This is a genomic window from Aureimonas phyllosphaerae, from assembly GCF_047943035.1.
GTDB classification, from domain to species: Bacteria; Pseudomonadota; Alphaproteobacteria; order Rhizobiales; family Rhizobiaceae; genus Aureimonas; species Aureimonas phyllosphaerae.
Map to the genome: position 1 here is coordinate 2,213,080 of NZ_CP181348.1, position 24,853 is coordinate 2,237,932.

Sequence of the window (24,853 nt, forward strand, 5' to 3'; positions counted from 1 at the left end):
CTTCTAGCCGATCAGGCCTTGGCTAGGGAAGATGCCGAAAAATGCGGGAGGATCCAATTCCGGAATGCGCGGATCTTCGGCACGTTCCGCCGCGCCGTGGGATAGACGAGATAGTAGCCGCGTCCGATCGGATAGAGTGGCGCGAAGGGCTGGACGAGGCGGCCGGCCGCGACCTCGTCCCGGTAAAAGAAGGGTGTCAGCAACGAGACGCCCTGACCCGCAATGGCTGCCATCGCCTCGAGGTCCTGGCTGCCGAGCGTCGGGCCGGTGCGCCGATCGCAGCCGGCCTGCGAGACGCTCATCATCGAAAACCAGAGGTCCCACCATTCGTGCGTCGTGTTGACGAGCGGGAAGCGCAGGAGGTCCGACGCGGTTACTGGCATCCCGCCGAGCTTTTCCGCCAACAGTGGGCTCAGCATCGGCGTGTAGTCGACCGCGACGAGAAGATGCGCCGTCAAGCCTGTCCACTGCCCCGCGCCCGCACGGATGGCGAGATCAACGGGCTCACGCTCGAAATCGGTTATGCGTCGGGTGCTCGTCAGTTGGACGGCTGTTTCGGGATGTTCAAGCTGGAAGGAGCCGAGGTTTCGGGCCAGCCAGTAGCTCGCGAAGGTCGGAACGGAACTGATGGACAAAACCCCGGCCGACGAACCGCAGAGATCTGCATAGGCGGCCGACAGGCGCTCGAACGAGGCGGTGCATTCGGCCGAGAAGCGGGCGCCGTCCGCGGTCAAGCTGACCTGCCGCCGCCCACGCAAAAAAAAGCGGCGCACCGACGCGCTCCTCCAAAAGCTTGATCTGATAGCTGATGGCCGCTTGCGTGATCCCGAGCTCTTCCGCCGCGCGGGTGAAGCTGAGGTGGCGGGCCGCCGCCTCGAAGGCGCGCAGGGCGGATAGGGGAGGGAGTGAACGGGCCATGATGCATAAATTTTCCTTATGCATCATGCGCCAGCTTCGATTGGATCGGCAAGGCCAGCCGGGCGCATCCTCGCGGCCAACATCCGAATTGGAGCCCGGCGATGAAACACGCTGCCCCCGAAAACTTTGAGAACTACCGGAGCCTCGGCCCCGCATCGACCGCGGCGCCCACATGGCGGCAGCGCCTGTCCGCCTGGTGGCAAAGGATCGGCTGGGATCAGCCCGCCTTACCGGCGACGCTCCAAGCCGACGTGCAGCCGGATCATCCGTCCGCCCGCCCCGTCCGGGGCCGCGCGGATTGGGAACGTCGGCTCTAGCCGCTACTCCGCCGGGGTCGGCGCGCCCCCTTTGCCGAGCGCTTCGGCGGCCGCGAGGTCGCGCCGCAGCTGCTCCTCGCCCTCAGCTTGCGGTTTGGTAAGGCGGGCCAGCGCGAGGTAGGCAACGGGCGTCAGGAAGAGCGTCGCGATCGTCGCCAGCCCGAGGCCGCCGACGATGACGTAGCCGAGCGAGACGCGCGCCTCGGCGCCGGCGCCCGCCGAGAAGATCAGCGGCACGCCGCCGACGATCGTCGCGATCATCGTCATCATCACCGGGCGCAGGCGGATGATCGAGGCCTCCTCGATCGCCTCGCGCACGGAGCGGCCCTCCTCCCGAAGCTGGTTGGCGAACTCGACGATCAGGATGCCGTTCTTCGCCATGATGCCGACGAGAAGCACCAAGCCGATCTGGGAGTAGAGGTTCAGCGTCTCGCCGAAGAAGTCCATGGCGTAGACCGCGCAGGCGACGCCGAAGGGCACGGTGGCGATGATGATGAGCGCCGACACGAAGCTCTCGAACTGCGCCGCCAGCACCAGGAACACGACGACGATCGCAAAGCCGAAGACGACGGTAAGGCCGCTCGACGTCTCCTCCAGGGTCGCGGCTTCGGCCAAAGGCACGAGACGAACGCTGTCTTGCAGCTTGCCGACCGCGAACGCCTGCGCCTGGTCCCACGCCTGCTGGATCGAGAAGCCGGCCGGCAGGTCGGCCGACATGGCGACCGAGCGCGACTGGTCCTCGCGCGCCAGCGTCGGCGCGACGGCCTCCTCTTTGATGGTCGCGATGGAGGAGAGAGGGACGAAGCGGCCGTCACCGGTCTTCATGAAAATGTTGGCGAGGTCGCCTGGGTCGTTGATCGGCTGCGAGGTCGAGACGACGTGGATGTCCACGGCGCGATCGTCGACATAGGTCGTGCCGATCTCGCGTCCGTCGAGAAGCGACTGGATGGCGGAGGCGAGCCCGTCGATGTCGATGTCGAGATCGGAGGCGCGCGTGCGGTCGATCTCGACCGAGAGCTGCGGCTGCGTCGTGTCGAAGGCGAGCTGGACACGGCCCCACCGACCGTCGGCATTCATCGCCTCCTCCAGCGAGGTCGCCGCGTCCGACAGCATCTGGTAGGTCGGCCCCGCCAGCGCGAACTGGAGACCGCGACCGCCGCCGCGGATGCCCAGCGAATTCGGCTGGATCGCGCGCGCCTGAACACCTGGAATGTCGGCGAAGGCGCGGTTGAGCTCGGCGGCGATCTCCTGCTGCGAGCGCTCACGAGCCTCCCAGGGCGCCAGCGTCAGCACCATGAAGGCGCCGTTGCCTGTGCCCATCCCGATGCGCGCGAGGACGCCGGTCGCCTCGCCGCTCTCGACGTAGGGCAGCACGATCTCCTCAATCCGTCGCATCTGCGTGTCGGTGTAGTCGAGACTGGCGCTTTGCGGCGCCGAGATGCTCATGAGAACGCTGCCGCGGTCCTCGTTTGGGGTCAGCTGCTGCGGCAGGTTCTGGAAGGTGATGATCGCTGCACCGGCGAAGATCGCCGAGACGACAATCACCGCCAGCGGATAGGCCAGGGCCTTTCGCAGCGCAACGGCATAGAGCCTCGCCAACCACTCCCCGGCTCGTCCCGTCGCACGCTTCAGCGCTCCCGGCTGGCGTTCGGTTTCCGCCTCGCCGAGAAGATGGGCGGCCAGCATCGGGCACAGCGTCAGGGCAATGAAGGCCGAGAGCGTGACGGAGATCGCCAGCACAAAGCCGAACTCGCGGAACAGCCCGCCCGCGACACCCGGCAGGAACGAGATCGGAATGAACACGGCCGCCAGCGTCGCGGTGGTCGAGATCACCGCGAAGAACACTTCGCGCGTGCCGACGACGCTCGCGGCGCGGACCGTCAGGCCCATGTTGCGCCAGCGGATGATGTTCTCGAGCACGATGATCGCGTCGTCGACCACCATGCCGGTGGCGAGAACCAGGGCCAGGAGCGTGATGATATTGACGGAGAAGCCGACGAGATAGATGCCCGCCACCACGCCGATCAGCGCGATGGGGATGGTGAGCGTCGGGATCAGGGTCGCGCGGAAGTTCATCAAGAACGCGTAGATCACGGCGACGACGATCACGATGGCGAGCGCCAGCGTCAGCTCGACCTCATGGATCGAGCCGTTGATGAAGGTCGCCTCGTCGGACGTGACGATGACGCGCGTCCCCTCCGGCAGGGATGCGTTGAGTTCGGCGACGGCGGCGTGCACGCCTTCCGAGATCGCCAGCGTGGACGAGCCGGCCTGCCGGATGACGCCGAGGCCGATGCCGGTCTCGCCGTTGACGCGCGTCTTGGAGGCTGCCTCGTCCGGGCCGAAGCGCACGCTCGCGACATCGCGCAGACGGGTCTGTGCGTTCAGGAGAACCGCGCCGAAGGCTTCCGGCGTCGATAGACCGGCATCGGCGCGCACCACGAGGTTCTGCGTTGGTGATTCCAGCTGGCCGGCAGGCTGGTCGAACGAGGCGTTGGCGAGTGCGCTCGACACGTCGCCGAGCGTCAGCCCGCGCGTCGCCAGTTCGTCGGGGCGCACATCGATATAGACGAGGCGCTCGCGCTCGCCGGACAGATCGACGTCGGCCACACCCTCGACGGCCGCGACGCGATCCGCGATGCGGTCGTCGACCAGCGTGGTCAGATCCTCGATCGGCAGCGAGTTCGACAGGACCGCCAGACGCATGATCGCGTCAGCGTCAGCATCGGCTTTGACGATGCGGGACTCGTCGGCGTCGTCCGGCAACTGGTTGGCAATACCCGCAACGGCGTCGCGCACGTCGCTCGCCGCAACGTTGAGGTCGGTGGAGTCGGTGAACTCCACGGTGACGCGGCTCATGCCGAAGCGCGACGACGAGGAGATCGAGGCGATGCCGGCGACGCGCGCCACCGCGCTTTCGATCGTACTCGTCAACTGTCGGTCCACCACCTCGGCCGAGGCACCTTGGAAGCTGGTGGTGACCGTGATGACGGGGCGGTCGACGTTCGGCAGCTCGCGGATTTCGACCGCATTGAAGGCGGCAAGGCCCGCGACGATGATCAGGAGGTTGACGACGATCGTGAAGACCGGTCGGCGAATGAAGAGCGAGGTGAGGGCCGTCAGGCCGTCCGGCTTGGCTGCGCCGCCGCTCATCGGGCGCTCGTTCCGGCCGTCGGCGCGATCGCCGCGCCGGCATCCGCGCGGCGTCCCGGCGCCAGCGTTTCGGCCGTCGGCGAATCCTGGTTCGACGGCAGCGTGTCGATCCCGGTCGTCGGACGCACGCGAACGGTACCGCCATCGCGCAGGAGCTGGACGCCTTCGGTCACCACGGTATCGCCGGCCCTCAGCGTGTCCGAGGCGACGAGGACGGTGTCGACGTTGCGTTCGATGATGGCGATCGGGACCTTGGTGGTCTTGTCGTCCGCCACCATCCAGACGAAGGGGCCGGTGCGCTCCCATTGCACGGCCAGCGGATTGACCGCGAGGTAGGTCTGTCCTTCGAAGCCGATCTCGATCGAGAAGGACAGTCCTGGTCGCAGCCGGTCGCCCGCATTGTCGATCGTGGCCTCGGCGCGCAGGGTGCGGCTTGCCTGATCGAGGCGGCTGTCGAGCGCGGTGATGATGCCTTGGTAGGTATCGCCCGATCGGGTCGCGGGGACCGCCGAGACGGGATGGCCGACCGCGAGCTGTGAGGCGAAGGCTTCCGGCGCGTCGAACAGGATGCGCAGTTCGGATCGATCGTCGACGGTCGCAATCAGGGTTGAGCCGTCGACCAGCGCGCCGACCTCGAGATTGAGGAGGCCGACATGCCCGCCGATCGGCGCCCGGATGCTGCGTTTGGCCAGCGCCACCTCGGCGGCCTGCAGGTCGAGCGCTGCGGCGTCGCGCGCCCGGCGCACCTCTTCCAGCTGGACGGAGGTAATGGAGGCGCCGGTGGTCGACAGGGTCTCGTAGCGACGAAGCTGATCCTCCGCGGTCGCCACCGCAATGCGCGCCCGGTCGACCGCGATGCGTTCGGCATCGTCCTGCAGTTCCGCAAGCACGGCGCCCGCCTCCACTGCATCGCCCGAGCGGAACGACAAAGACTTGATGATACCGGTCACGTCAGGCCGCACGGCCACGGTGCGCAGCGCTTCGCCGGTTCCGATGGCGCGCAGCCGGTCGCGCGTCACCAGCGGCTGCGCCTGTGCCACGGCAACGAGCGGCGCCTGGCGGCCCGCTCCCTGTCGGGCCGGCGTCGCGCCGACCTTGGGCTCGTCGTCAGCAGACGAAATCGCGCTGACGAGCGGTCGCAACGTCTCCGGCAACCTTCCGTCGCTGAGAAGAAAGCGGCCGGGAGCCGGGGACAGATAAAGCCACGCGCAGCCAGCGGCCGCGATCATGAGAAGCGTGACGACGATCTGTCGAAGAACGGCCATGAAAACCCTTGGTTGTCGCGAGGGCGGGATGCCCGAGCGGCTAGATCTTGACTGATCCGCCGGCTTCGCGGCGCGTGCGGGGCATGGAAGATGGTCACGGTCAGCGCCAAAGCGTCGGCGACCGGTCAGCCTTCCGACAAGGAACGATAGACGATCAGGGCGGAGGGGCTCCCATAAATTTTGGTAAGGATGCAGAACGAAAACGTGAGCGGCAACGAAACAAGGCCCGCCATATGGCGGGCCTTGCTGGTCGTGTCGTCAGGTCGGGCGCGGCGGGCTTACTGCGCCGCCGGGGCCGCCGGGATGTCGCCCGGATTGTTCACGCGCATCTGATCGCGGTTCTCGGCATAGGTGTCACGGTTGAACTCGGGCGCGTTGCGCAGCTGGTCCTGCGTGAACTGCGTCGTCAGCGTCAGCGAACCGCCGGAGTCCCGCATGAACTGGAGGTTGTCCATGGCGACCGCCACCGGCTTGGCGCCGATGCCGAGGAAGCCGCCGACATCCACGATCACGGCGTCGACCTGACCGTCCGGCGTCAGCGCGATGTCGCCGATCGAGCCGATCGTCTGGTTGTCCGGACCGTAGACCGAGGTGCCGATCAGGTTGTCGGCCGTAAGGTCAGCGCCCGTCACCGGCGTACCGACGTTGGTGGCCGGCGTGTTGCCGCTGGTCGAGGCAGTGGACTCCATTCCCGACGAAGCCATGCCGCTGGCGGCGGGCGTCGCGGTGTTGGCGGCCGTGTCGGTCGTGCCGGACGCCATGCCCGAAGCCATACCGGCGGTGCCTGCCGCCATACCGGTCGCGGCAGCGCCAGCAGCGCCCATCGTGTTGGCGGCCGTATCGGCAGCCGTGTTCGACGCCATGCGGTCTTCGCCCTTCTGGAACGCCGGAGCGTTGGTCAACTGCTCCTTGCTGGCGGCCAGGACCGCACGCGGCTCGCCCGACGGATCGGCATTCATCGAGATGTTGTCGAACGGAACGCCGACATCCTTCTCGCCGATGCCGAGGAAGCCGCCGACACCCACGATCACGGCCTGCACGCGGCCATCGGAGGCGAGCACCAGATCGTTGATCTCGCCGATGTTGTCGGCGTCAGCCGCCGGGCCCGAATAGACGTTGTCGCCGACGATGTCGTCGGAGAGGAACTGACCGTTGGCGAGCGTGGCGACATACTCGCCCGACGCACCGGACGTCGTGGTGTTGGCGGCCATGTTCGAGGTCGAGGACGGCGCCATGGTCTCGGCTGCCATGCCGCCCGACGCCATCGTGCCGCCCGCCATGTTGCCGTTCAGCGTGTTGGTCGCGCCCGCATTGCCGGCGGCGGTGCTGTTGGCCGCCATGTTGCCCTGGCCGCTCATGTTGGTCGAGCCGGAGTCGTCCGTGGTGTTGCTGGCGACCGTGGAGACCGGCTGGTTGTTGACCGTGAAGGCCGGTGCCGCAGCGAGCTCGTCGCGGGTTGCGGTCAGAACGGCGCGCGGCTGGTTGTTCTCGCCCGTGGTCCATTCGATCTTGTCGTAGGGGACGGCAACGGTCTTCGACTGGTCGCCGAGGAACGAGCCCATGTCGACGACGGCCGCGACCACGGTGCCGTCGGCGCTCACGATGAAGTTCTCGATCTCGCCGGCCGACTCCGCGTCCGCGGCGTTCGAGGCGTAGACAGTCTGGCCGTCGAGATCGGTTACGAGGTGCTGGTCGGCGCCAAGCGACTGGACGTAGGCGATGTCAGCGGTGGCGTTGGCCGTGCCGGATTGCATGCCCGAAGCGGAATTGGCGTTCATTCCGCCCGCGGCCGGAGCCATGGTGCCGGCGGGTGCGGCGTTCATCGCGGGCTGCTCGCCCGTTGTCGTGGTGGTCTGTGCCAGTGCGCCGGTCGCGAGGACGGCGGCCATGGCCGTGGTGGCCAGAAGTGTGCGGACCATCGAAGACTCCCCTTTATCGAATTGATGCGCCCGGTCGTCGGTGGCGATCGGGCTTCGGATGATGGGCGTTCAACCTGTGGCCGTTGCTAAGGTTCCCGGCTCACGAAAAGGAAAACCGGGCGTGAACTTAGGCAAAAGCGATCACGCCGAAGAACAAGAGAAGCAGGAAACCGACGAGAACGATCAGGATCAGCACCTTCGCGATGCCGGCCGAAACGCCCGCGACGCCCCGGAAGCCGAGAAGGCTGGCGATCGCCGCCACCACGAGAAGTATGACGATCCACTCGATCATTGCGAAACTCCACAGACTGAACTTGCTGCGGCGGAGAACGGGAAGCGGTTCTTCGAAGTTCCCAACGCAGGGGCGGTCGGCAGGCATTTTCGGATCGCCGCTCCGCACCATATGGCCGGCGAGCATCGCAACGGAGTTTTGCGCAGGTCATGAAAGTCCACGCCATCCTCAACCGGCACGGCGGCACCCTGCGCACCACGGACCTCGAGCTCCTCAGCTCGGCGATCCGAGGCGAGTTCCAGCTCCACGGCCACGAGGCCGAGGTCGAACTCGTGGACGGACCCGAAGTCGGCGAAAGCATCGAACGGCAGGCCCGACGCGACGACCTCGACGTCCTGATGGTCGGCGGCGGGGATGGGACGGTGTCGTCCGCCGCGGCGGCCGTTGCCGGAACGCAGATCGCACTCGGCATCCTGCCGGCGGGCACGATGAACCTCTTTGCTCGCTCGCTGCAGATTCCGATGGGTCTCGACCCGGCGGTGAAGGCGCTGGCAAACGGACGGATTACGGACGTCGACATCGCCAGCGTGAACGGACGTTACTTCGTCCACCAGTTCGCCGTCGGCATGCATGCGCGCATGGTCAGAACGCGCGAGAAGCTGGACTACAGCTCGCGCATCGGCAAGATGTGGGCGAGTGCACGGGCCGTCGTGACGGCGGCCAGCGCCTTGCCGATGGTCGATCTGCGCTTCGAGATCGACGGCAAGGCACAGGTGGTCCGCACACCAGCCGTCGCCATTTCCAACAACATCTACGGCGACGGGCATCTGCCATATGCGGACGATCCGCAAGGCGGAAAGCTCGGCATCTATATCATGCGGGCGACGAGCCGGCTCGCTGTCCTGAAGACGACGGTGGACATGATGCGCGGCGCCTGGAAGGACACGGACAACCTTACCGTCATCACGGCAGACGAGATCGTCATCGAGCACCGGCGTTCCAAGAGCCGGAACCGTTCCGTGATGGACGGCGAGTTGCGCGCTCTCGATCGGCGGTCCGAGGTCAAGATCCACCCGCGCGGCCTGAAGGTCCTGGTGCCGGAGGAAGCGGCGTTCTGAGTGCGCCGCGCACGACATTCGCGTGCGCTATGTGAGACGGATAGCAGCGATCGGCAATGCGATACGCTTGCCCACAGTCATTCCGACTGCGCTAAACCCCTTGCCTCACCGGCGAAGATCGTTCGTGTCCATGAAAGCATCGGCCGGTTACGGCTTGTCCGGGCGCGAGGATTCTTCGTAGTCGTGCCCGCCCTCGGCAAGGAGGGACAAGGCATCGAAGAAACGTTGTTCCAGAGTTTCGTAGGCCGCTGCGAGCTCGTCGCCACGCTCGCGCTGTAGTTCGTTCAGCGCCTCCTGGATCGCCTGACGCTTGTCACGATCCGGCAGGGCGGGGTCGGCCAGAATGTCGCGGAGCCGGTCGTCATGCCCGGCGAGGTTCGCAGCAATCTCGTCGGGGCTCGAAAGCCTGTCATCGAAGGTGCTGCTCATGACGTTTGGCTCCGCGGATGCTGGTCAGTTCGCGCTGTTGGTCGTTCCGGACACAGGTGCGCTCGGTGAGACGACGCCGGTCTGCGTGCTGGTCGGTGTTGCTGGCGCTGCCGTGGTGTCCGACGCCTCGACGCCGTTGATGTTCTGGTCGGGCTGGCTCGCGTTGTAGAACTGCAGCCCGATGAAGACGACGAGGCAGAGGGCGAGGCCGGCGATCAGCACGTAAAGCACCGGGCGGCCGGTTCGACCCTGGCGGGCTTTGTCGGTTCTGAGTTCAGCCATGAAGACACTCCGTTGCTCGCGCCTGCGCGCCGTCGATGAAATAACTTTGCAGCGGTGGAAACGATCCCGGGACAGGCGAGAATCGCCGAGGATCATGCGCTCGTGATATGACAGCGGCGCGCTCGGCTCGGGCGCGCCGCTGGGATCGGTCCTCGCGGTTCAGCGGCGGTAGCCGCCGTCCCGCCAGTTCTGGAACACACGGAATACGCCCCAGACCGAAGCTGCGGCGACCGGTACGATCAGCAGCGACTTCCTCCGCCGAAGGCTCCGGAACAGGAGCGGCAGATTGGATACCGCCGCAACCGAGGCGATCGAGGCCACATCGCTCTGCATCCGCTCGCGAGCCCTGCGCCGAGGCGGACGCCGGGCGATCGTGAGGAAGATGTAGACGCCGATCAGGATGACGAGGCAGGCAGCGGCGAAGATCAGGGCCGTCGCGACGACGCCGATGCTATGTGCGATCCAGGCAAACAGAGCCAGGAATAGGAAGAACAGCATCGCCAGGGCGAAGATGCCCATCACCACGTAGATCGTGGCGATCGTTCGCAGCCTCGCGAAATAGATCGACGCCTCGCCCGTCAGGAGTCGCGAGATGAGTTGGAACACCATCGCGCGAACGGCTTAGCGGAAGAGGCGGGCGTAGACGTAGCCGACGGCAGCGGCGATCAGGATGCTCTTGATCGGCTCGGCGCGAACGCGCTCGCTGACCTCTTCCTCGAATTCGCTGACGGTCTCCTGCGCCTGACGGAAGTAGCGCTCGCCCTCGTCGCGCAACTGGTAGGCCTGCTGCTTCGCGTTCTCGGCACGGTTTGTCGCCATCGACTTGAGCGTCTCGGTGACGCCGGCCACATCCTCCCGCAGCTTGGAGATCTGCGCCTCGAGTTCGGCGCGATCGGCACCGGTGCTCGCGCCGGTCGAGAACTCGTTGGACGTGGTGTTCGACATGGGTACTGGTCCTCTTACGTTGACGGGTTGGCCGCGGCCGTCCCTGTTTGCGGAAATCGTTTGCCTGCCAAGGAAGTTCCCTGTCAGGCGGCCGGAGCGACCCCAATTATTTGCGACGAGATCGAATCGGGCCCGAACTCTCCGTCGCCCTCGATGCCGAGGAGGTCGGCCATGCGGGTGCGGGCCCGCGAGACGCGGCTCTTGATCGTGCCGACGGCGCATTTGCAGATCTCGGCGGCTTCCTCGTAGGAGGAACCGGACGCGCCGATCAGGATCAGCGCCTCGCGCTGGTCGTCGGGCAGTTGTTCCAACGCCTTGCGGAAGTCCTGAAGGTCGAGATGGCCTTGCTGCTCCGGATGGCCCGCGAGCTGCATGGCGTGGATACCGTCCACGTCCTGGACCTCGCGGCCCTTCTTGCGCATCTGCGTGTAGAACTCGTTGCGCAGGATCGTGAACAGCCAGGCCTTGAGGTTGGTGCCGGGCTGGAACGTGTGCTGCTTGTCCCACGCTTTCACGAGGGTCTCCTGCACGAGATCGTCGGCGCGGTCGAAAGAGCCCGCCAGCGACGCGGCGAAGGCGCGAAGGTTCGGGATGATCGCGATCAGTTCTTTACGGAAGTCGGTGTCCTGCGCCATCTGGCTCAGTTTCCTTCCTTCAACGACTTCGACCGGGCTTCCGCCGCATCGAGAGCGTCGAGCAGCGACATGAAGCGATCGGGCACAGGCTCGCTCGCCACGTCGTCGTAATAAGCCTTCAGACGCCTGCCGATCGCGGAACTCGAACCGAGGTCCGTCGGTTGGCTGTTCGCGGCATCCGAATCCGTCGAGGTGTTCGTGTCCTGGGTCTCGGGCATGACGGTGCCTTTGTTCCTGCGGTCTTCCATTCCACCTCTCGCCCTGCCGGCCTTCGCGTCCGGCTGTCACAATGCATGCTGCGCTAGATGTAGGAGCGCCGTCGGTTCGCAAGTGTCTCGACGGCCCGAGGGAAATGTTGTGCTCGAAGGTCTAGCGTTTCGCGCCTGTTGCCTTAACTAGGGCCGGGTGCGCGAAGTCCACTGGCGGCCGACGTTTCCGTCGCCGCTCCGGCCGGGGCCGACTTTCGTCGCCGCATAGACAAGGTCAGATCCGGGCGCGGAGCCCGGTCAAGCTACGAGGGAATGTTCATGTCGATGTCCTCGCGCATTGCGCCGCACATCCCGTATCTCCGGCGGTATGCTCGCGCATTGAGCGGTTCGCAGTCCTCCGGCGACGCGTATGTGGCGGCGGTCCTCGAGGCTCTGATCGCGGAACCGAGCCTCTTCGACACGCAGGAAAGCCCCCGGATCTCGCTCTACAAGCTGTTCTCCTCGCTGTGGCAGTCGGTGGAAGTGAACGTGCGCGAGGACGCGCCGGTCTCGGCTTGGGAAGAGAAGGCTTCGCGCAACCTGCGCGGCATCTCCCCGCTGCCGCGTCAGGCTTTTCTTCTGGTGGCCGTCGAGGGCTTCACCACCGAGGAGGCCGCCCACATCCTCGGCGTCGGCGAGAGCGACTTCTCCGATCTTATCGGCCAGGCAAGCGCCGATATCGGCCGTCAGGTCTCGACCAACATCATGATCATCGAGGACGAGCCTCTGATCGCGATGGACATCGAGCAGATGGTGGAGAGCCTCGGCCACGGTGTGACCGGCATCGCGCGCACGCACAAGGAGGCCATCGCGCTCTTCGAGCAGCAGAAGCCCGGCATGGTCCTCGCCGACATCCAGCTCGCCGACGGCTCCTCGGGCATCGATGCGGTGAACGACATCCTCGCGAAGGTGTCGGTGCCGGTGATCTTCATCACTGCCTTCCCTGAGCGCCTGCTGACCGGCGAGCGGCCGGAGCCGACCTTCCTCGTCACCAAGCCGTTCAATCCGGACATGGTGAAGGCCCTGATCAGCCAGGCGCTGTTCTTCGAGACCGAGCGCGAAGCGGCCTGACGACGCTTCGACGTCGGCAGGGACCCACCCGGTATCATGCCGGTCCCTGCAGGGCGGGAACCCGTCGCGGTCCCGCTCCGTTGGCGCATATTGACGTGTAAGAGCCTGTGGGAGAGGTCCTCTGGCTTTTGGAAAGGTTCGTCCGACATGACCGCAAGGCTGAACGGTAGACGCTCAGGCGCCCGTTTCGACCGTGCCCTGTCGTTCGAATCGCAGGCAGGCTCGCCGCCGAGGCGATCACACGGCGGCGCGAGCGCTGTGTCATGGTAGCCTACAAGGCTCTCAAAGCGGTCGCCAATACCGAGATGACCCTCTTCGCGCAGGACATGGACCTGCGCTACCTCTGGCTGTTCAACGCGCAAGGGTCGTGGCTCGCCGAAGCCCGCAACGGCGACTGCGACCAGGACTTCCTTCCGGCCCCCGCAGCCGACAAGGCGAAGGCGATCAAGGTCGAGACGCTGAAGACCGGCGCTCCCGTCCGCTTCGAACTGCCGGTGGCGAGCGGCGACACGGTGCGCTGGTTCGACGTCCGCGTCGATGTCGACCGGAACGACGAGGGTGAGGTGATCGGCCTGATCGGCACATCGGTCGAGATCACCGACCAGAAGCGGCGCGAGGACACTTTGAAGACCCTCCTTCGCGAGGTGTCCCACCGTTCCAAGAACCTTCTGGCCATCATCCAGAGCCTGGCGAGCCAGACCGCCCGTCACTCCGTGACCGTGCCGGAATTCCTTGTCCGCTTCCGCGGCCGCATCCAGTCGCTGGCGTCGTCGCAAGACATCGTGACCGACACCGACTGGCGGGGTGCCGACCTCTTCAGCCTCGTGACGCTCCAGGTGGAGCGGTACGCCCCCGACGGCATGGAGCAGATCCGCTTCGAGGGCGTCGACGTCTATCTGACTCCGACCGCGGCACTCCATGTTGGGCTCGCGCTTCACGAACTGGCCGTCAACGCCGCCTCCTATGGCGCGCTCTCGGTGCCCGGCGGACGGATCGAGATCGTCTCGCGCATCGAAACGCGCGAGGGGCAGACCTCGCTGATGCTGCGCTGGCGCGAATCGAACGGCCCGAGGGTGCGGGTCGACTACGACCCTCGCTTCGGCACCTCGACGCTGGAGCGCATCGTGCCGAATTCCGTGGGCGGCGAGGCGGCTCTCGAGTACCGCCCCGACGGCATCCAGTACTGGCTTCGCGTCCCGCGCAACCAGTTCGAGTTGGTCGACAGCTGAGATCGGTCGCGCGGGCCGCTGGCCACGCGCAGGGCTTTTCAAGATCCTGCATCTACCCAGCACGCGAGTGCCACCCCACCGGGCCGCTTCGCACCCCCACCGGGAACCCCTGACGGTGCAATGGGTTAATGCGGCGAAAGGATCGCTGCCATGGAACACGTCGCCGCTCTTCTACTGCTCGTCGGCTGCTCGCCGGACGCCTCCGTCTGCTCGGAAATCCCGGTTCCCCAACCGATTTATCGCTCGCTCGAAGAGTGCGAGGCCGCCAAGCCTCTGGAGGTGCGTCTGTCGGGCACCTACGACCGCCGCGTGATGGCGACCTGCTCCGGCCTGACGCAGGCCGAGGTCGACGGATCGGCGTCCGTCGAGTGGGCGGTGAACCGCTCCGGTCAACTCACGGTGGAACTGGTGGACGCGCCACAACTCGTTGCCGCGCGATAGAATCCGGCTGGACGCTGCCTGTCCCCTCTCTATCTAGCGTGGTCGGGACACTCCGTTAGTTGGGAAAGCATCTGATGAAATCGATGATCTTGGCCGCCGTGGCGGCCAGCACGCTCGCTCTTGCCGGCTGCCAGTCGGTCGACAGCAATGTGGCCGTGCCGGCGGGCATCGGCGCTCTCGGCGGCGCTGCCATCGGTGCGGGCATCTCGGGCAACGCCCGGGGCGCCCTGATCGGCGCGGCGGTCGGCGGCGCGGGCGGCGCGCTTCTGGGTGCGGCAACCAACCGTCCGGGCCAGTGCGTCTATCGCGACGGTCGCGGCCAGCGCTACTACGCCGATTGCCCCGCCGGCTACTAAGGTCAGCGCAGTCGCATCGCCCGCCGGTTCATCCCGAACCGGCGGGTTTTTGCAAGTGAAGCGGACGAGGGCGAAATTGATGTGTGGCCAGCGCAACGTTTTGAGGCGAACGACACCGGCCGTCCTGCTCGCTGCCGGTTGTGCCGTTCTCTCCGGCTGCCAATCCGATGTCCTGCCCGCCGTGTTCGGCCTCGGTTCAGGTGGCGTTTCCGCCTATGCGCCCGGCAGGCTGCCGGAGATCGTGGCCCGGCCGGGCGATCGTCTGATCGGTCAATCGGGTACGGATCGCGGTCGCTGCATCTTCGAGAATGCGGTCGGAAACCGATTTCGGGCCGATTGCCCCGACGGTTTCAAGCTCTGAGCCGGACGTCTTTCAGCCTGTTCATTCGTCAAGGGCGCGGGCGAGGGCCACGAAGGCCGATCGGAAATCCGCAGCCGACGCGACGGCCTCTTCGAATTCGACGCGTTCGACGCGGCTAGCGAGGACGAGCTCGAAGCCCCGCCGATCCATTGTCGCGATGCGCCAGCCTGCGTCCGCCGACCCGCGCCGAGCCATGATCCCGTCGAGGACGTCGGCATGATCCTCGTTCATGTGGTTCACGACGCGCGTTTCCGCAGCCAGAATGTCGGCGTCCGCCGCGTCCAAGAAGTCGTCCCGCCCGAGCGGATAGGCGCGCGCGAACCCGCCATTGAGGAAGGCTGAGCCGATCTCGACCCGCCAGCAGGAAAAGTCAGAAAACGTGCCGTAGAGCCGGGCCGAGGGGTGATGTGCCGTGAAGCGTCGCATGAGCCGCTCGTAAGCGTCCGCATCGCCGGCGATCGGCCCCATCGCCGAGCCCGCCAGCGACAGGCGGGGCTGGTTCAAGGCATCGCCTTCGTTGGTTTCGCCGACGAGAAGGGAAATACGGGGATCGGCACCGAGCGCGCGGGTGTGGACCGAGAGTTGCGACAGGAGAAGGATGGGGCTGCCATCGACGTCGGTGGCGAGCGCCACGCGGCTTGTCATCGGCGCGTGAGTCTCGGGATCGAGCCAGGCGAGCGCTGCGTGACGCGCGGTTCGCAAGAGGCGGCGAGCGAGCGCCAAGGCCTCGTCGTCGGCGCGAAGATAGGGGGAGGGCGCAAGGGGCGGGGTCGGCGTCATCGGATCGGGGCACTCCCATCGCTGAACCAAATCCCCTATCTGCGGGTCACATGGCGTGCAAGCCGCGCGCCGCAGCCGGTACAGGAGCCCCGATGTCCGAGGACCAGAAGACCAAGATCCTTGAGGTGCTCAGCGCGCTGCCGGCGCCCGGCGGCGGCGACGTCGTCTCGCGCGGCATGGTCTCGGACATCTTCATCGCCGACGGCAAGGCGTTCTTCTCCATCAGCGTCCCGGCCGCCGAGGCCCAGCGTTTTGAAGGGCTGCGGCAGGAGGCCGAGCGCCGGGCGGCTGCGGTTCCCGGCCTCTCGAGCGCCATGGTCGCCCTGACCGCCGAGCGGCGCGGCGGCGGCATGGAGGCCCGCCCGCCTGCGCCCCGTCCTGCCGCCAGAAGTGCGCCGCCGGCGGCATCGCGGCCCACGCAACCACCGCAGCCGCCGCGCGCTGCCCGACAGGGTGTCGAAGGTGTTGGCCGGATCGTCGCCGTCGCCAGTGGCAAGGGCGGCGTCGGCAAGTCCACGACCGCCGTCAACATCGCGCTCGGGTTCCAAGCGCTCGGCCTGCGTGTCGGCCTTCTCGATGCCGACATCTACGGCCCCTCGGTGCCGCGTCTACTGGGGCTGCGGGGGCGGCCGGAGCTGGAGAACGGCCGGGTGATGCGTCCGATGGAGGCCTACGGCCTGAAGGCCATGTCGATGGGCTTCCTCGTCGAGGAGGACACGCCGATGATCTGGCGCGGCCCGATGGTGATGTCGGCGCTGAACCAGATGCTCCGGGAGGTGGCCTGGGCGCCGCTCGACATTCTCGTGGTCGACATGCCGCCGGGCACCGGCGACGCGCAACTGACCATGGCCCAGCAGGTGCCGCTGGCCGGCGCCGTGATCGTGTCGACGCCGCAGGACCTCGCGCTGATCGATGCGCGCAAGGGGCTGGCGATGTTCCGCAAGGTCGAGGTGCCGGTGCTCGGCATCGTCGAGAACATGAGTTACTTCGTGGCGCCGGACACCGGGCGGCGCTACGACATCTTCGGTCACGGCGGGGCGCGGGCCGAGGCCGAGCGCCTCGGAGTCCCTTTCCTCGGGGAGGTGCCGCTGGAGATGGCGATTCGTGAGGGCTCGGATGCCGGTGCCCCCGTCATGGCCGTCCAGCCCGACGGGCCTCATGCACGCGCCTACGCGGCCATCGCCGAGCGCACGCTTGCGTCAATCGAGGCATCGGGCGCGTCGGTGGGCAAGGCACCCAAGATCGTTTTTGAGTGAGAAAACAAAAAAGCGGCTTGCGTGAGGACCGTCTCGTGGTCGAAATGTGCCCTTCCGGCGGCAATGCAGCCGTCTTAGGCACGTTCATGGGAGAACGCGTTTCATGGGTCTGACCAAGAAGCTTCTGGCGGCGACGGCGATCGTCCTCGCGCTCGGCTCGGCCGCTTCGGCCAAAACCTTCGTCTTCTGCTCCGAAGGCTCGCCCGAGGGCTTCGACCCCGGCCTCTACACCGCGGGCACCACGTTCGACGCCTCGGCGCACCCGGTCTACAACCGTCTCGCCGAGTTCAAGAAGGGCACGACCGAGACCGAGCCGGGCCTCGCCGAGAGCTGGGAGGTCTCGCCCGACGGCCTGCAGTACACGTTCAAGCTGCGCCCGGGCGTCAAGTTCCACTCGAACGCCAACTTCACGCCGACGCGCGACATGAACGCGGACGACGTCGTGTTCTCGTTCGACCGTCAGGGCAACGCGCAGAACCCGTGGCACCAGTACGTCTCGGGCGCGTCGTGGGAATACTACGCCTCGATGTCGATGCCCGAGGTCGTGAAGTCGATCGAGAAGGTCGACGACATGACGGTGCGCTTCACGCTGAACACGCCCTATGCGCCGTTCATCGCCAACGTCGCGATGCCCTTCGCCTCGATCGTCTCGAAGGAATACGCCGACAAGCTCGCCGAGTCCGGCAGCCAAGCGCAGTTCAACCAGGCGCCGATCGGCACCGGTCCGTTCCAGTTCGTGGCCTACCAGCCCGACGCCGTGATCCGCTATCAGGCGTTCGCCGACTACTGGGGTGGCAAGCAGCCGATCGACGATCTCGTCTTCGCCATCACCAAGGAGGCCTCGGTCCGCCAGCAGCGCCTCGCCGCCGGCGAGTGCCACCTGATGGCCTACCCGAACCCGGCCGACGTGCCCTCGCTGCAGCAGAACGCCGACCTCAAGGTCGACGAGCAGGAAGGCCTCAACATCGGCTTCCTCGCCTACAACACCAAGCAGGCGCCGTTCGACAAGCCGGAGGTCCGCAAGGCCCTCAACATGGCGATCGACAAGGACGCGATCATCTCGGCGGTCTACCAGGGCGCCGGCACCAAGGCCGTGGCCCCGATCCCGCCGACCATGTGGAGCTACAACGCGCAGCTGAAGGACGACGCCTACGATCCGGAAGCCGCCAAGAAGGCACTGGAAGCGGCCGGCGTCAAAGACCTGTCGATGAAGATCTGGGCGATGCCGGTCTCGCGCCCCTACAACCCGAACGCCGCGCGCATGGCCGAGCTGATCCAGTCGGACTTCGCCAAGGTCGGCGTGAAGGCCGAGATCGTCACCTACGAGTGGGGTGAGTATCTGGAGCGCTCGAAGGCCGAGGATCGCGATGGCGCGGTGCTGCTCGGCTGGACCGGCGACAACGGCGATCCGGACAACTTCCTCGCCGTGCTTCTTGGCTGCGACGCCGTGGGCGGTGCGAACCGCGCGCAGTGGTGCAACCAGGACTTCAACAAGCTCATCCAGGACGCCAAGGCCAAGCCGACGCAGGACGAGCGCGCCAAGCTCTACGAGCAGGCTCAGGTGATCTTCAAGGATCAGGCCCCCTGGGCCACGATCGCCCACTCGGTCGTCTACGTGCCGATGCGCAAGAACGTGACCGGCTTCGTCCAGAGCCCGCTCGGCGACTACACGTTCGACGGCGTCGACATCACCGAGTAAGACGACCGCATCATCGCCGGAAAGGGGAGCGGCCCTGCGCCGTTCCCCTTTTCGTTTGGCCGAACCTCCGGTTTCCGCTAGAGAAATCGGCTTCAGCCGCAGGATGCGGCTCAAGGACCTCCAAGGGCCTCACCCATGTTCCGCTTCATCGTAGCGCGCCTCGGCGTCCTCGTGCCGACCTTCGTCGGCGTGGCGATCGTCGCCTTTTCCTTCATCCGCCTCCTGCCCGGCGACCCCGTCACGCTGATGGCCGGCGAGCGCGGCATCAGCCCCGAGCGCCACGCCCAGCTCACCGCGCTCCTCGGCTACGACCAGCCGCTGCCGATCCAGTTCTGGCACTATCTCACGGGCCTTTTCGCCGGCGACTTCGGCACCTCGATCGTCACGCGTCGCCCGGTCCTTACCGAGTTCATGACGCTGTTTCCGGCGACCGTCGAACTGTCGCTCTTCGCGATCCTGATCGCGGTCGCGATCGGCGTCCCGGCCGGCGTCTTCGCCGCCGTTAAGCGCGGATCGTGGCTTGACCAGACCATCATGGGCACGGCCCTCGTCGGCTATTCCATGCCGATCTTCTGGTGGGGCCTCCTTCTCATCATCTTCTTCTCCGGCACGCTCGGCTGGACGCCGGTCTCCGGCCGCATCTCGCTCCTCTACTTCTTTCCGCCCGTGACCGGCTTCATGTTGATCGACAGCCTCCTGTCTGGGCAGGCCGGCGCGTTCAAGTCGGCGATCAGCCACCTCATCCTGCCGGGCGTCGTCCTCGCCACGATCCCGCTCGCGGTCATCGCGCGCCAGACGCGATCGGCCATGCTCGAGGTCCTCAGCGAGGACTATGTGCGCACCGCCCGCGCCAAGGGCCTGAAGTCCACCCGCGTCGTCGGCATCCATGCCTTACGCAACGCGCTGATCCCGGTCGTCACCACGATCGGCCTGCAGATCGGCGTGATGATGGCCGGCGCGATCCTCACCGAGACGATCTTCTCCTGGCCGGGCATCGGCAAGTGGATGGTCGATTCGGTCTTCCGCCGCGACTATCCGGTCGTCCAGGGCGGCCTTCTCCTCATCGCCATCGTCGTGATGGTCGTGAACCTCGTGGTCGATCTTCTCTACGGCCTCATCAATCCCCGCGTCCGGGCCCGATAGGAGAGCCACGATGTCCCATATCGAAGCCCAGGAAGCGGAAGCCGGCGTCGGTTCGCTGATCCCCGACCGCAAGCCCGAGACCGGCCAGCGCCGCCGGATGCTGAAGGAATTCTGGTACTACTTCTCGGTCAATCGCGGGGCCGTCGCCGGCCTTGCGGTGTTCGCGCTCGTCGTCTTGGTGGCGTTCCTCGCGCCGTTCATCGCCCCGCACGATCCCGTGGCGCAGAACCGCGCCGCACTCCTGGTCCCGCCCGCCTTCATGCAGGGCGGGCAGTGGTCCTACCTCCTCGGCACCGACGCCGTCGGCCGCGACATCCTCTCGCGCCTCATCTACGGCGCGCAGTATTCGCTGTTCATCGGCACGTTCGTCGTCATCCTCGCGGTGTCGACGGGCATCGTGATCGGCCTGATCGCGGGCTATTTCCGCGGCTGGGTCGACACGGTGATCATGCGCGTGATGGACGTGATCCTGGCCTTCCCCTCGCTGCTTCTCGCGCTGGTGCTGGTCGCCATCCTCGGGCCCGGCTTGGTCAACGCGATGATCGCGATCGCGCTCGTCCTCCAGCCGCATTTCGTGCGCCTGACCCGCGCCTCGGTGATGGCCGAGAAGGAGCGCGAATACGTCACCGCCGCCCGCGTCGTCGGCGCCGGACCGATCCGGCTGATGTTCAAGACGATCCTGCCGAACTGCCTCGGACCCCTCATCGTGCAGGCGACCTTGTCCTTCTCGAACGCCATCCTCGACGCCGCAGCCCTCGGCTTCCTCGGGCTCGGCGCCCAGCCGCCGACGCCGGAATGGGGCACGATGCTCGCCGAGGCGCGCGAGTTCGTGCTGCGCGCGTGGTGGGTCGTGACCTTCCCGGGTCTTGCGATCCTCGTCACGGTGCTTGCCATCAATCTCATCGGCGACGGTCTGCGCGATGCGCTCGACCCGAAGATGCGCCGGAGCTGACGTCCATGAGCCTTCTCGAAATCCGCAACCTCACCGTCAGCTTCGACACGGCCGCAGGGCCGTTCAAGGCGGTCGACGGCATCGACCTGCATGTCGACCAGCGCGAAGTCCTCGCGATCGTCGGCGAGTCCGGCTCGGGCAAGTCGGTCGGCATGCTGGCCACCATGGGCCTCCTGCCGAAGACGGCGACCGTCACCGCCGACCGCCTCACCTTCGAGGGCCGCGATCTCCTGGCGCTCTCGTCGCGCGAGCGCCGCCAGATCGTCGGGCGTGACATCGCGATGATCTTCCAGGAACCGATGGCGAGCCTCAACCCGTGCTTCACGGTCGGCTTCCAGCTGACCGAGACGCTGCGCTTCCATCTCGGCCTCGGCCGGGCGGAGCGCAAGCGCCGCGCGATCGAACTCCTCCAGTCGGTCGGCATCCCCGATCCCGAAGGTCGCATGTCGAGCTTCCCGCACCAGATGTCGGGCGGCCAGTGCCAGCGCGTGATGATCGCGATGGCGATCGCGTGCAATCCGAAGCTCCTGATCGCCGACGAGCCGACGACGGCGCTCGACGTGACGATCCAGAAGCAGATCCTCGATCTCCTCGTCGGGCTGCAGCGCGAGCACGGCATGGGCCTCATCATGATCACCCACGACATGGGCGTCGTCGCCGAGACGGCGCACCGCGTCGTCGTCCAGTACAAGGGGCGCAAGATGGAGGAGGCGGGCGTGCTCGAACTCTTCGAGAACCCGAAGAACCCCTACACGCGCGCGCTCCTCTCGGCCCTGCCGGAGAACGCGACGGGCGACCGGCTGCCGACCGTCGCCGACGCCCTGGCGCTGGAGGCCGTCCGATGAGCCCCGTCCTCGAAGCGCGCGGGATCAAGCGCGACTATCTCGTGCCGCAGGGCCTCTTCTCTTCGCCGAAGGCCGTGCATGCGGTGAAGGGTGTGTCCTTCTCGGTCGAGAAGGGCAAGACGCTGGCGATCGTCGGCGAATCGGGCTGCGGCAAGTCCACGCTCGCGCGCATCCTGACCCTGATCGACGAGCCGACGGCGGGCGAGCTCTTCATCGACGGCCAGCCGATGCGCATCGAGAAGGGCGTGACGCGCGAGATGCGCCGCAAGGTGCAGATGGTGTTCCAGAACCCCTACGGCTCGCTCAACCCGCGCCAGAAGGTCGGCGACGTCCTGACCGAGCCGCTGCTTCTCAACACCGACATGCCGGCGGCCGAGCGGCGCAGCCAGGCGATGGCGATGCTGGTCAAGGTCGGCCTCGGCCCGGAGCACTACAACCGCTATCCGCACATGTTCTCGGGCGGCCAGCGCCAGCGCATCGCGATCGCCCGCGCCCTGATGCTCAATCCGAGCCTCCTCGTGCTCGACGAGCCGGTCTCGGCGCTCGACCTTTCGGTGCAGGCGCAGATCCTGAACCTTCTCGCCGATCTCCAGGACGAGCTCGGTCTCACCTACGTCTTCATCAGCCACGACCTGTCGGTGGTGCGCTACATCGCCGACACGGTGATGGTGATGTACTACGGCGAGGTGGTGGAATACGGCACGCGCGACGAGGTCTTCGACGCGCCGAGCCACGAGTACACGCAGAAGCTCTTCGCCTCCACGCCGCGCGCCGACGTGGGCAGCATCCGCCGCCGCATGGCCGAACGCGCCTGAGGCTTGGCGTCTCGTCCGGCGCGCCGTCGTGCGCCGGATATGGCGCTTCCAGGGGCGCGTGACCCGCTGAGCCCTAGACGAAGAGGCTCCAGAGCCGGTGGGCGTCGATCTTGCCGAGGAGACGCCCCCGTTCGGCCACCATCACGTCGCCGCGCCGCAGCGTCGGTAGGACATCCGCGAGCCGCGTGCCGGTCTGGACGAGGCCCGCAAAGCCAGCCGCCTCGTCGGCGGGCGTGATCGGCGCCATCACGTCCTCGGCTAGCAGGAACCCCACCGGGTTGAGCTCCGACAGAAGCGCGGCGACATGATCGGTTGCCGGCTGCAGCACCAGCTCGCGCGGCGGCCCCGCCTGCACCAGCCGCCCGTTGTCGAGGACCGCGATCCGATCGCCGACGCGCATCGCCTCGGCGGGATCGCAGGTCGTCAGGATCACCGTCTTGCCGGTCCGCTCGCGCATGCGCCGCAGCGATGCGACGAGCGCAGGATCGCGCCAGGCGTCGGGCGTATCGATCGCGCCGTCCATGAGAAGGATCGGTTCCGCCCCCAGCGAGGCGACGAGAAGCTGGACATGGGCGCGAAAGCCGGGACCGAGGTCCGCGACCGTCGTGCCCGCGAGATCGCGCAGCCCCGCATTGGCAAGTTCGAGAACCGCGCGCGGGGCGCGGTCGCGGCGCGGCGTGCCGTGGTCCACAAGCGCCGCTTCCACGACGGCGGAGACGGTCCGGCGCTCGCCGAGGCGCACCGGCGCGCGCCAGCTGGAGACGGTCGCCTCCGCGTGGCGCTTCAGGTGGTTCTTCGTCGCGGTCGCGAGTTCGAACGCCCCGTGCGCGGTCATGAACGAGGCCGACCCGCGTGCGATGGGCGCCGCCCCGGCAAGCGCCGCCACGAGGCTCGACTTGCCCGAGCCCGAACCGCCGAGCACCACGAGGATCTCGCCGGGATAGACGTCGAGATCGACGTCGATCAGCGCCACCGTGCCATCGCCGGAGACGCGGATCGCATGGTGGTTTTCGCCGGCGTCGGCCCGGCGAAGGGCGGTGCCCGGCTGGCGGCCGTGAACGACGGCGAGGCGGCGGATGCTGATCTGCGGGGTCATGCGGCGGGCTTATGCGCCAGCGCCCGAACGCACGCAAGCGTTGGGGGACGGACCATCGGCACCCTGAACGCCCTTCATGAATTCGATGTCATGAACCCGTTGTAACTCGACGCTTTGGGGTTGCGGGCGCACTCTCTTCCACAGGCGCACCAAGCCACGGACCCCCGGGTGATTCAGCCCGACCCTCAGGCGACTTGGGATTCGATGACGCCGATCGAACCAGGAGCAAAGCCATGAAGTCCACCCTATCCGCCGCCCTCGTCCTCCTCGGCACGCTGGGCGCCGCCTCGGCCGCGATGGCCGCAACCCCGATGCCCCGGCATCACGTCCAGCACACCATGGCGACGACCGCCGCGCCGTCGAAGACCTCGCCTGTGAAGGTGATGAGCGAGACGCCGGTGAAGGATCCTGGCCTGTTGGGCGTCTTCCAGGCCTCGGACGGCCAGATCTATTCCGCGACGGTGAACGACCCGCGCATTCATGGTCTGCCGCAGTACTGATGCTCCCCCAAACCGCCAGATCGAAAGCCGCGCGATCCGTCGCGCGGCTTTCGCGTTTTGGGGCTAGGATCGCGGCGACCTATGCTGCGGAGGAAGCCCGATGACCGACGATCTCGTTCTCTACACCAATCCCATGTCGCGCGGCCGCATCGCGCGCTGGATGCTGGAGGAGGTGGGCGAGCCCTACCGGGTCGAGGTGCTCGACTACGCCACCACCATGAAGGCGGCCGAGTATCTCGCGGTCAACCCGATGGGCAAGGTGCCGGCACTCTCGCATCGGGGCGCTGTCGTCACCGAGGTCGCCGCGATCTGCGCCTATCTGGCGGACGCCTTTCCTGAGGCCGGGCTCGTGCCGGAACCGGGCGCGGCGCGGGCGGCCTACTTCCGCTGGATGTTCTTCGCCGCCGGTCCGCTCGAGGCGGCCGTCACCAACCGCACCCTGCAGGTGGAGATGACGCCGGAGCGCTCGGTCTTCGTCGGCTATGGCTCCTACGAGCGGGTAATGGACGCGCTGGAAGCTGCCGTTTCGCGCACCGAGTACGTCGCGGGCGACCGCTTCAGCGCGGCCGACGTCTATATCGGCTCCCATATCGGCTACGGGCTCCATTTCGGTGGCATCGAGCGTCGGCCGGCCTTCGAGGCCTACCATGCGCGGCTCGCCGGGCGGCCGGCGTTTCGCCGGGCATCCGAGGCCGACGACGCGCTCCTGGCAGCGGCCAAGGGGCAGGGCGGCTGAGGTGCGACCCGCACGTGCAAACCATTGGCAAATAGGGGACGGAAGCACTTTTCCGTTGCGACGCCTTGGGGCTTCGGTTACCCATTCCGCCATGAACACCGCACGCAAGCTC

At 66.9% G+C, this 24,853-nt stretch carries 26 protein-coding genes and 1 pseudogene; 14 read left to right on the forward strand and 13 right to left on the reverse strand.

Annotated elements, in window-relative coordinates:
• Window positions 1–11: 11 nt before the first annotated feature.
• The 5 genes and pseudogenes from ACLNGM_RS10415 to ACLNGM_RS10435 all read right to left on the reverse strand — a co-directional run bounded on the left by ACLNGM_RS10415 (window position 12) and on the right by ACLNGM_RS10435 (window position 7,864).
• Window positions 12–918 (reverse strand): annotated as a pseudogene (locus ACLNGM_RS10415) (LysR substrate-binding domain-containing protein).
• Window positions 919–1,238: 320 nt separating this feature from the next.
• A complete protein-coding gene (locus tag ACLNGM_RS10420; RefSeq protein ID WP_416358280.1) occupies window positions 1,239–4,388 on the reverse strand; it encodes an efflux RND transporter permease subunit in 3,150 nt (1,049 codons plus the stop codon).
• The gene (locus ACLNGM_RS10425) at window positions 4,385–5,653 is read right to left on the reverse strand and encodes an efflux RND transporter periplasmic adaptor subunit (protein ID WP_416358281.1); all 1,269 of its coding nucleotides are present in this window, start codon (window positions 5,651–5,653) and stop codon (window positions 4,385–4,387) included. The genes ACLNGM_RS10420 and ACLNGM_RS10425 overlap by 4 nt, the downstream gene beginning before the upstream one ends.
• A 278-nt stretch (window positions 5,654–5,931) precedes the next feature.
• The gene (locus tag ACLNGM_RS10430; RefSeq protein ID WP_416358282.1) at window positions 5,932–7,572 is read right to left on the reverse strand and encodes a PRC-barrel domain-containing protein; all 1,641 of its coding nucleotides are present in this window, start codon (window positions 7,570–7,572) and stop codon (window positions 5,932–5,934) included.
• A 127-nt stretch (window positions 7,573–7,699) separates the two neighbouring features.
• Window positions 7,700–7,864: a DUF1328 domain-containing protein gene (locus ACLNGM_RS10435; RefSeq protein WP_082505607.1), complete on the reverse strand. Its 165-nt coding sequence runs from the start codon at window positions 7,862–7,864 to the stop codon at window positions 7,700–7,702.
• A 149-nt stretch (window positions 7,865–8,013) separates the two neighbouring features.
• On the opposite strand from ACLNGM_RS10435, the gene ACLNGM_RS10440 reads away from it, so the two are divergent.
• Window positions 8,014–8,922 (forward strand): diacylglycerol/lipid kinase family protein, encoded by a 909-nt coding sequence (locus ACLNGM_RS10440; RefSeq protein WP_416358283.1) that lies wholly within the window; start codon window positions 8,014–8,016, stop codon window positions 8,920–8,922.
• Window positions 8,923–9,069: 147 nt separating this feature from the next.
• Here ACLNGM_RS10440 and ACLNGM_RS10445 read toward each other — a convergent pair whose 3' ends face one another.
• The 6 genes from ACLNGM_RS10445 to ACLNGM_RS10470 all read right to left on the reverse strand — a co-directional run bounded on the left by ACLNGM_RS10445 (window position 9,070) and on the right by ACLNGM_RS10470 (window position 11,431).
• The gene (locus ACLNGM_RS10445) at window positions 9,070–9,351 is read right to left on the reverse strand and encodes a hypothetical protein (RefSeq protein ID WP_416358284.1); all 282 of its coding nucleotides are present in this window, start codon (window positions 9,349–9,351) and stop codon (window positions 9,070–9,072) included.
• A 24-nt stretch (window positions 9,352–9,375) separates the two neighbouring features.
• Window positions 9,376–9,633 carry a hypothetical protein gene (locus ACLNGM_RS10450; RefSeq protein ID WP_416358285.1) on the reverse strand — a complete coding sequence of 86 codons (258 nt, stop codon included), beginning with the start codon at window positions 9,631–9,633 and terminating at the stop codon, window positions 9,376–9,378.
• Between the two features lie 159 nt (window positions 9,634–9,792).
• Window positions 9,793–10,242 carry a hypothetical protein gene (locus tag ACLNGM_RS10455; protein WP_416358286.1) on the reverse strand — a complete coding sequence of 150 codons (450 nt, stop codon included), beginning with the start codon at window positions 10,240–10,242 and terminating at the stop codon, window positions 9,793–9,795.
• 12 nt (window positions 10,243–10,254) lie between these two features.
• Window positions 10,255–10,578, reverse strand: coding sequence for a hypothetical protein (locus ACLNGM_RS10460; protein ID WP_090961158.1), 324 nt, complete (start codon window positions 10,576–10,578; stop codon window positions 10,255–10,257).
• Between the two features lie 83 nt (window positions 10,579–10,661).
• Window positions 10,662–11,213: a sigma-70 family RNA polymerase sigma factor gene (locus ACLNGM_RS10465; RefSeq protein WP_416358287.1), complete on the reverse strand. Its 552-nt coding sequence runs from the start codon at window positions 11,211–11,213 to the stop codon at window positions 10,662–10,664.
• Between the two features lie 5 nt (window positions 11,214–11,218).
• Entirely contained in the window at window positions 11,219–11,431 is a 213-nt protein-coding gene (locus tag ACLNGM_RS10470; RefSeq protein ID WP_416358288.1) for a NepR family anti-sigma factor, read from the reverse strand.
• Between the two features lie 309 nt (window positions 11,432–11,740).
• On the opposite strand from ACLNGM_RS10470, the gene ACLNGM_RS10475 reads away from it, so the two are divergent.
• The 5 genes from ACLNGM_RS10475 (at window position 11,741) to ACLNGM_RS10495 (ending at window position 14,919) form a co-directional block, all read left to right on the forward strand.
• Window positions 11,741–12,532: a response regulator gene (locus ACLNGM_RS10475; protein ID WP_055890324.1), complete on the forward strand. Its 792-nt coding sequence runs from the start codon at window positions 11,741–11,743 to the stop codon at window positions 12,530–12,532.
• 263 nt (window positions 12,533–12,795) lie between these two features.
• Window positions 12,796–13,761 carry a sensor histidine kinase gene (locus tag ACLNGM_RS10480; RefSeq protein ID WP_416358289.1) on the forward strand — a complete coding sequence of 322 codons (966 nt, stop codon included), beginning with the start codon at window positions 12,796–12,798 and terminating at the stop codon, window positions 13,759–13,761.
• 150 nt (window positions 13,762–13,911) lie between these two features.
• Complete coding sequence (locus ACLNGM_RS10485) at window positions 13,912–14,202, forward strand: hypothetical protein (RefSeq protein ID WP_416358290.1); 291 nt, start codon at window positions 13,912–13,914, stop codon at window positions 14,200–14,202.
• A gap of 74 nt (window positions 14,203–14,276) precedes the next feature.
• A complete protein-coding gene (locus tag ACLNGM_RS10490; RefSeq protein WP_244486666.1) occupies window positions 14,277–14,558 on the forward strand; it encodes a glycine zipper domain-containing protein in 282 nt (93 codons plus the stop codon).
• A gap of 79 nt (window positions 14,559–14,637) precedes the next feature.
• On the forward strand, window positions 14,638–14,919 hold the full coding sequence (locus tag ACLNGM_RS10495) for a hypothetical protein (RefSeq protein WP_416358291.1): 282 nt from the start codon (window positions 14,638–14,640) through the stop codon (window positions 14,917–14,919).
• A gap of 21 nt (window positions 14,920–14,940) precedes the next feature.
• On the opposite strand, the gene ACLNGM_RS10500 is transcribed toward ACLNGM_RS10495, so the two are convergent.
• The gene (locus ACLNGM_RS10500; RefSeq protein ID WP_416358292.1) at window positions 14,941–15,699 is read right to left on the reverse strand and encodes a HugZ family protein; all 759 of its coding nucleotides are present in this window, start codon (window positions 15,697–15,699) and stop codon (window positions 14,941–14,943) included.
• Window positions 15,700–15,791: 92 nt separating this feature from the next.
• Here ACLNGM_RS10500 and ACLNGM_RS10505 point away from each other — a divergent pair, with 92 nt between their 5' ends.
• The 6 genes from ACLNGM_RS10505 to ACLNGM_RS10530 all read left to right on the forward strand — a co-directional run bounded on the left by ACLNGM_RS10505 (window position 15,792) and on the right by ACLNGM_RS10530 (window position 22,409).
• Entirely contained in the window at window positions 15,792–16,955 is a 1,164-nt protein-coding gene (locus tag ACLNGM_RS10505; RefSeq protein WP_416358293.1) for an Mrp/NBP35 family ATP-binding protein, read from the forward strand.
• A 103-nt stretch (window positions 16,956–17,058) separates the two neighbouring features.
• Entirely contained in the window at window positions 17,059–18,654 is a 1,596-nt protein-coding gene (locus ACLNGM_RS10510) for an ABC transporter substrate-binding protein (protein ID WP_416358294.1), read from the forward strand.
• A 135-nt stretch (window positions 18,655–18,789) separates the two neighbouring features.
• On the forward strand, window positions 18,790–19,797 hold the full coding sequence (locus tag ACLNGM_RS10515) for an ABC transporter permease subunit (RefSeq protein ID WP_055890215.1): 1,008 nt from the start codon (window positions 18,790–18,792) through the stop codon (window positions 19,795–19,797).
• Window positions 19,798–19,894: 97 nt separating this feature from the next.
• The gene (locus tag ACLNGM_RS10520) at window positions 19,895–20,749 is read left to right on the forward strand and encodes an ABC transporter permease subunit (protein ID WP_244545917.1); all 855 of its coding nucleotides are present in this window, start codon (window positions 19,895–19,897) and stop codon (window positions 20,747–20,749) included.
• A gap of 5 nt (window positions 20,750–20,754) precedes the next feature.
• Entirely contained in the window at window positions 20,755–21,594 is an 840-nt protein-coding gene (locus ACLNGM_RS10525) for an ABC transporter ATP-binding protein (RefSeq protein WP_416358295.1), read from the forward strand.
• Window positions 21,591–22,409, forward strand: a complete 819-nt coding sequence (locus ACLNGM_RS10530) for a dipeptide ABC transporter ATP-binding protein (RefSeq protein ID WP_416358296.1) — start codon at window positions 21,591–21,593, stop codon at window positions 22,407–22,409. The genes ACLNGM_RS10525 and ACLNGM_RS10530 overlap by 4 nt, the downstream gene beginning before the upstream one ends.
• A 73-nt stretch (window positions 22,410–22,482) precedes the next feature.
• Here the strand turns inward: ACLNGM_RS10530 and ACLNGM_RS10535 are convergent, their stop codons facing one another.
• A complete protein-coding gene (locus tag ACLNGM_RS10535) occupies window positions 22,483–23,505 on the reverse strand; it encodes an ATP-binding cassette domain-containing protein (protein ID WP_416358297.1) in 1,023 nt (340 codons plus the stop codon).
• Window positions 23,506–23,738: 233 nt separating this feature from the next.
• Here ACLNGM_RS10535 and ACLNGM_RS10540 point away from each other — a divergent pair, with 233 nt between their 5' ends.
• Window positions 23,739–24,005 (forward strand): hypothetical protein, encoded by a 267-nt coding sequence (locus ACLNGM_RS10540; RefSeq protein ID WP_416358298.1) that lies wholly within the window; start codon window positions 23,739–23,741, stop codon window positions 24,003–24,005.
• Window positions 24,006–24,105: 100 nt separating this feature from the next.
• The gene (locus ACLNGM_RS10545; protein WP_416358299.1) at window positions 24,106–24,741 is read left to right on the forward strand and encodes a glutathione S-transferase family protein; all 636 of its coding nucleotides are present in this window, start codon (window positions 24,106–24,108) and stop codon (window positions 24,739–24,741) included.
• Window positions 24,742–24,853 lie beyond the last annotated feature (112 nt).

Coding starts and splice junctions, on each gene's coding strand:
- ACLNGM_RS10420 (WP_416358280.1), bottom strand. CDS start 4,388: ATGAGCGGCGGCGCAGCCAAGCCGGACGGCCTGACGGCCCTCACCTCG.
- ACLNGM_RS10425 (WP_416358281.1), bottom strand. CDS start 5,653: ATGGCCGTTCTTCGACAGATCGTCGTCACGCTTCTCATGATCGCGGCC.
- ACLNGM_RS10430 (WP_416358282.1), bottom strand. CDS start 7,572: ATGGTCCGCACACTTCTGGCCACCACGGCCATGGCCGCCGTCCTCGCG.
- ACLNGM_RS10435 (WP_082505607.1), bottom strand. CDS start 7,864: ATGATCGAGTGGATCGTCATACTTCTCGTGGTGGCGGCGATCGCCAGC.
- ACLNGM_RS10440 (WP_416358283.1), top strand. CDS start 8,014: ATGAAAGTCCACGCCATCCTCAACCGGCACGGCGGCACCCTGCGCACC.
- ACLNGM_RS10445 (WP_416358284.1), bottom strand. CDS start 9,351: ATGAGCAGCACCTTCGATGACAGGCTTTCGAGCCCCGACGAGATTGCT.
- ACLNGM_RS10450 (WP_416358285.1), bottom strand. CDS start 9,633: ATGGCTGAACTCAGAACCGACAAAGCCCGCCAGGGTCGAACCGGCCGC.
- ACLNGM_RS10455 (WP_416358286.1), bottom strand. CDS start 10,242: ATGGTGTTCCAACTCATCTCGCGACTCCTGACGGGCGAGGCGTCGATC.
- ACLNGM_RS10460 (WP_090961158.1), bottom strand. CDS start 10,578: ATGTCGAACACCACGTCCAACGAGTTCTCGACCGGCGCGAGCACCGGT.
- ACLNGM_RS10465 (WP_416358287.1), bottom strand. CDS start 11,213: ATGGCGCAGGACACCGACTTCCGTAAAGAACTGATCGCGATCATCCCG.
- ACLNGM_RS10470 (WP_416358288.1), bottom strand. CDS start 11,431: ATGCCCGAGACCCAGGACACGAACACCTCGACGGATTCGGATGCCGCG.
- ACLNGM_RS10475 (WP_055890324.1), top strand. CDS start 11,741: ATGTCGATGTCCTCGCGCATTGCGCCGCACATCCCGTATCTCCGGCGG.
- ACLNGM_RS10480 (WP_416358289.1), top strand. CDS start 12,796: ATGGTAGCCTACAAGGCTCTCAAAGCGGTCGCCAATACCGAGATGACC.
- ACLNGM_RS10485 (WP_416358290.1), top strand. CDS start 13,912: ATGGAACACGTCGCCGCTCTTCTACTGCTCGTCGGCTGCTCGCCGGAC.
- ACLNGM_RS10490 (WP_244486666.1), top strand. CDS start 14,277: ATGAAATCGATGATCTTGGCCGCCGTGGCGGCCAGCACGCTCGCTCTT.
- ACLNGM_RS10495 (WP_416358291.1), top strand. CDS start 14,638: ATGTGTGGCCAGCGCAACGTTTTGAGGCGAACGACACCGGCCGTCCTG.
- ACLNGM_RS10500 (WP_416358292.1), bottom strand. CDS start 15,699: ATGACGCCGACCCCGCCCCTTGCGCCCTCCCCCTATCTTCGCGCCGAC.
- ACLNGM_RS10505 (WP_416358293.1), top strand. CDS start 15,792: ATGTCCGAGGACCAGAAGACCAAGATCCTTGAGGTGCTCAGCGCGCTG.
- ACLNGM_RS10510 (WP_416358294.1), top strand. CDS start 17,059: ATGGGTCTGACCAAGAAGCTTCTGGCGGCGACGGCGATCGTCCTCGCG.
- ACLNGM_RS10515 (WP_055890215.1), top strand. CDS start 18,790: ATGTTCCGCTTCATCGTAGCGCGCCTCGGCGTCCTCGTGCCGACCTTC.
- ACLNGM_RS10520 (WP_244545917.1), top strand. CDS start 19,895: ATGCTGAAGGAATTCTGGTACTACTTCTCGGTCAATCGCGGGGCCGTC.
- ACLNGM_RS10525 (WP_416358295.1), top strand. CDS start 20,755: ATGAGCCTTCTCGAAATCCGCAACCTCACCGTCAGCTTCGACACGGCC.
- ACLNGM_RS10530 (WP_416358296.1), top strand. CDS start 21,591: ATGAGCCCCGTCCTCGAAGCGCGCGGGATCAAGCGCGACTATCTCGTG.
- ACLNGM_RS10535 (WP_416358297.1), bottom strand. CDS start 23,505: ATGACCCCGCAGATCAGCATCCGCCGCCTCGCCGTCGTTCACGGCCGC.
- ACLNGM_RS10540 (WP_416358298.1), top strand. CDS start 23,739: ATGAAGTCCACCCTATCCGCCGCCCTCGTCCTCCTCGGCACGCTGGGC.
- ACLNGM_RS10545 (WP_416358299.1), top strand. CDS start 24,106: ATGACCGACGATCTCGTTCTCTACACCAATCCCATGTCGCGCGGCCGC.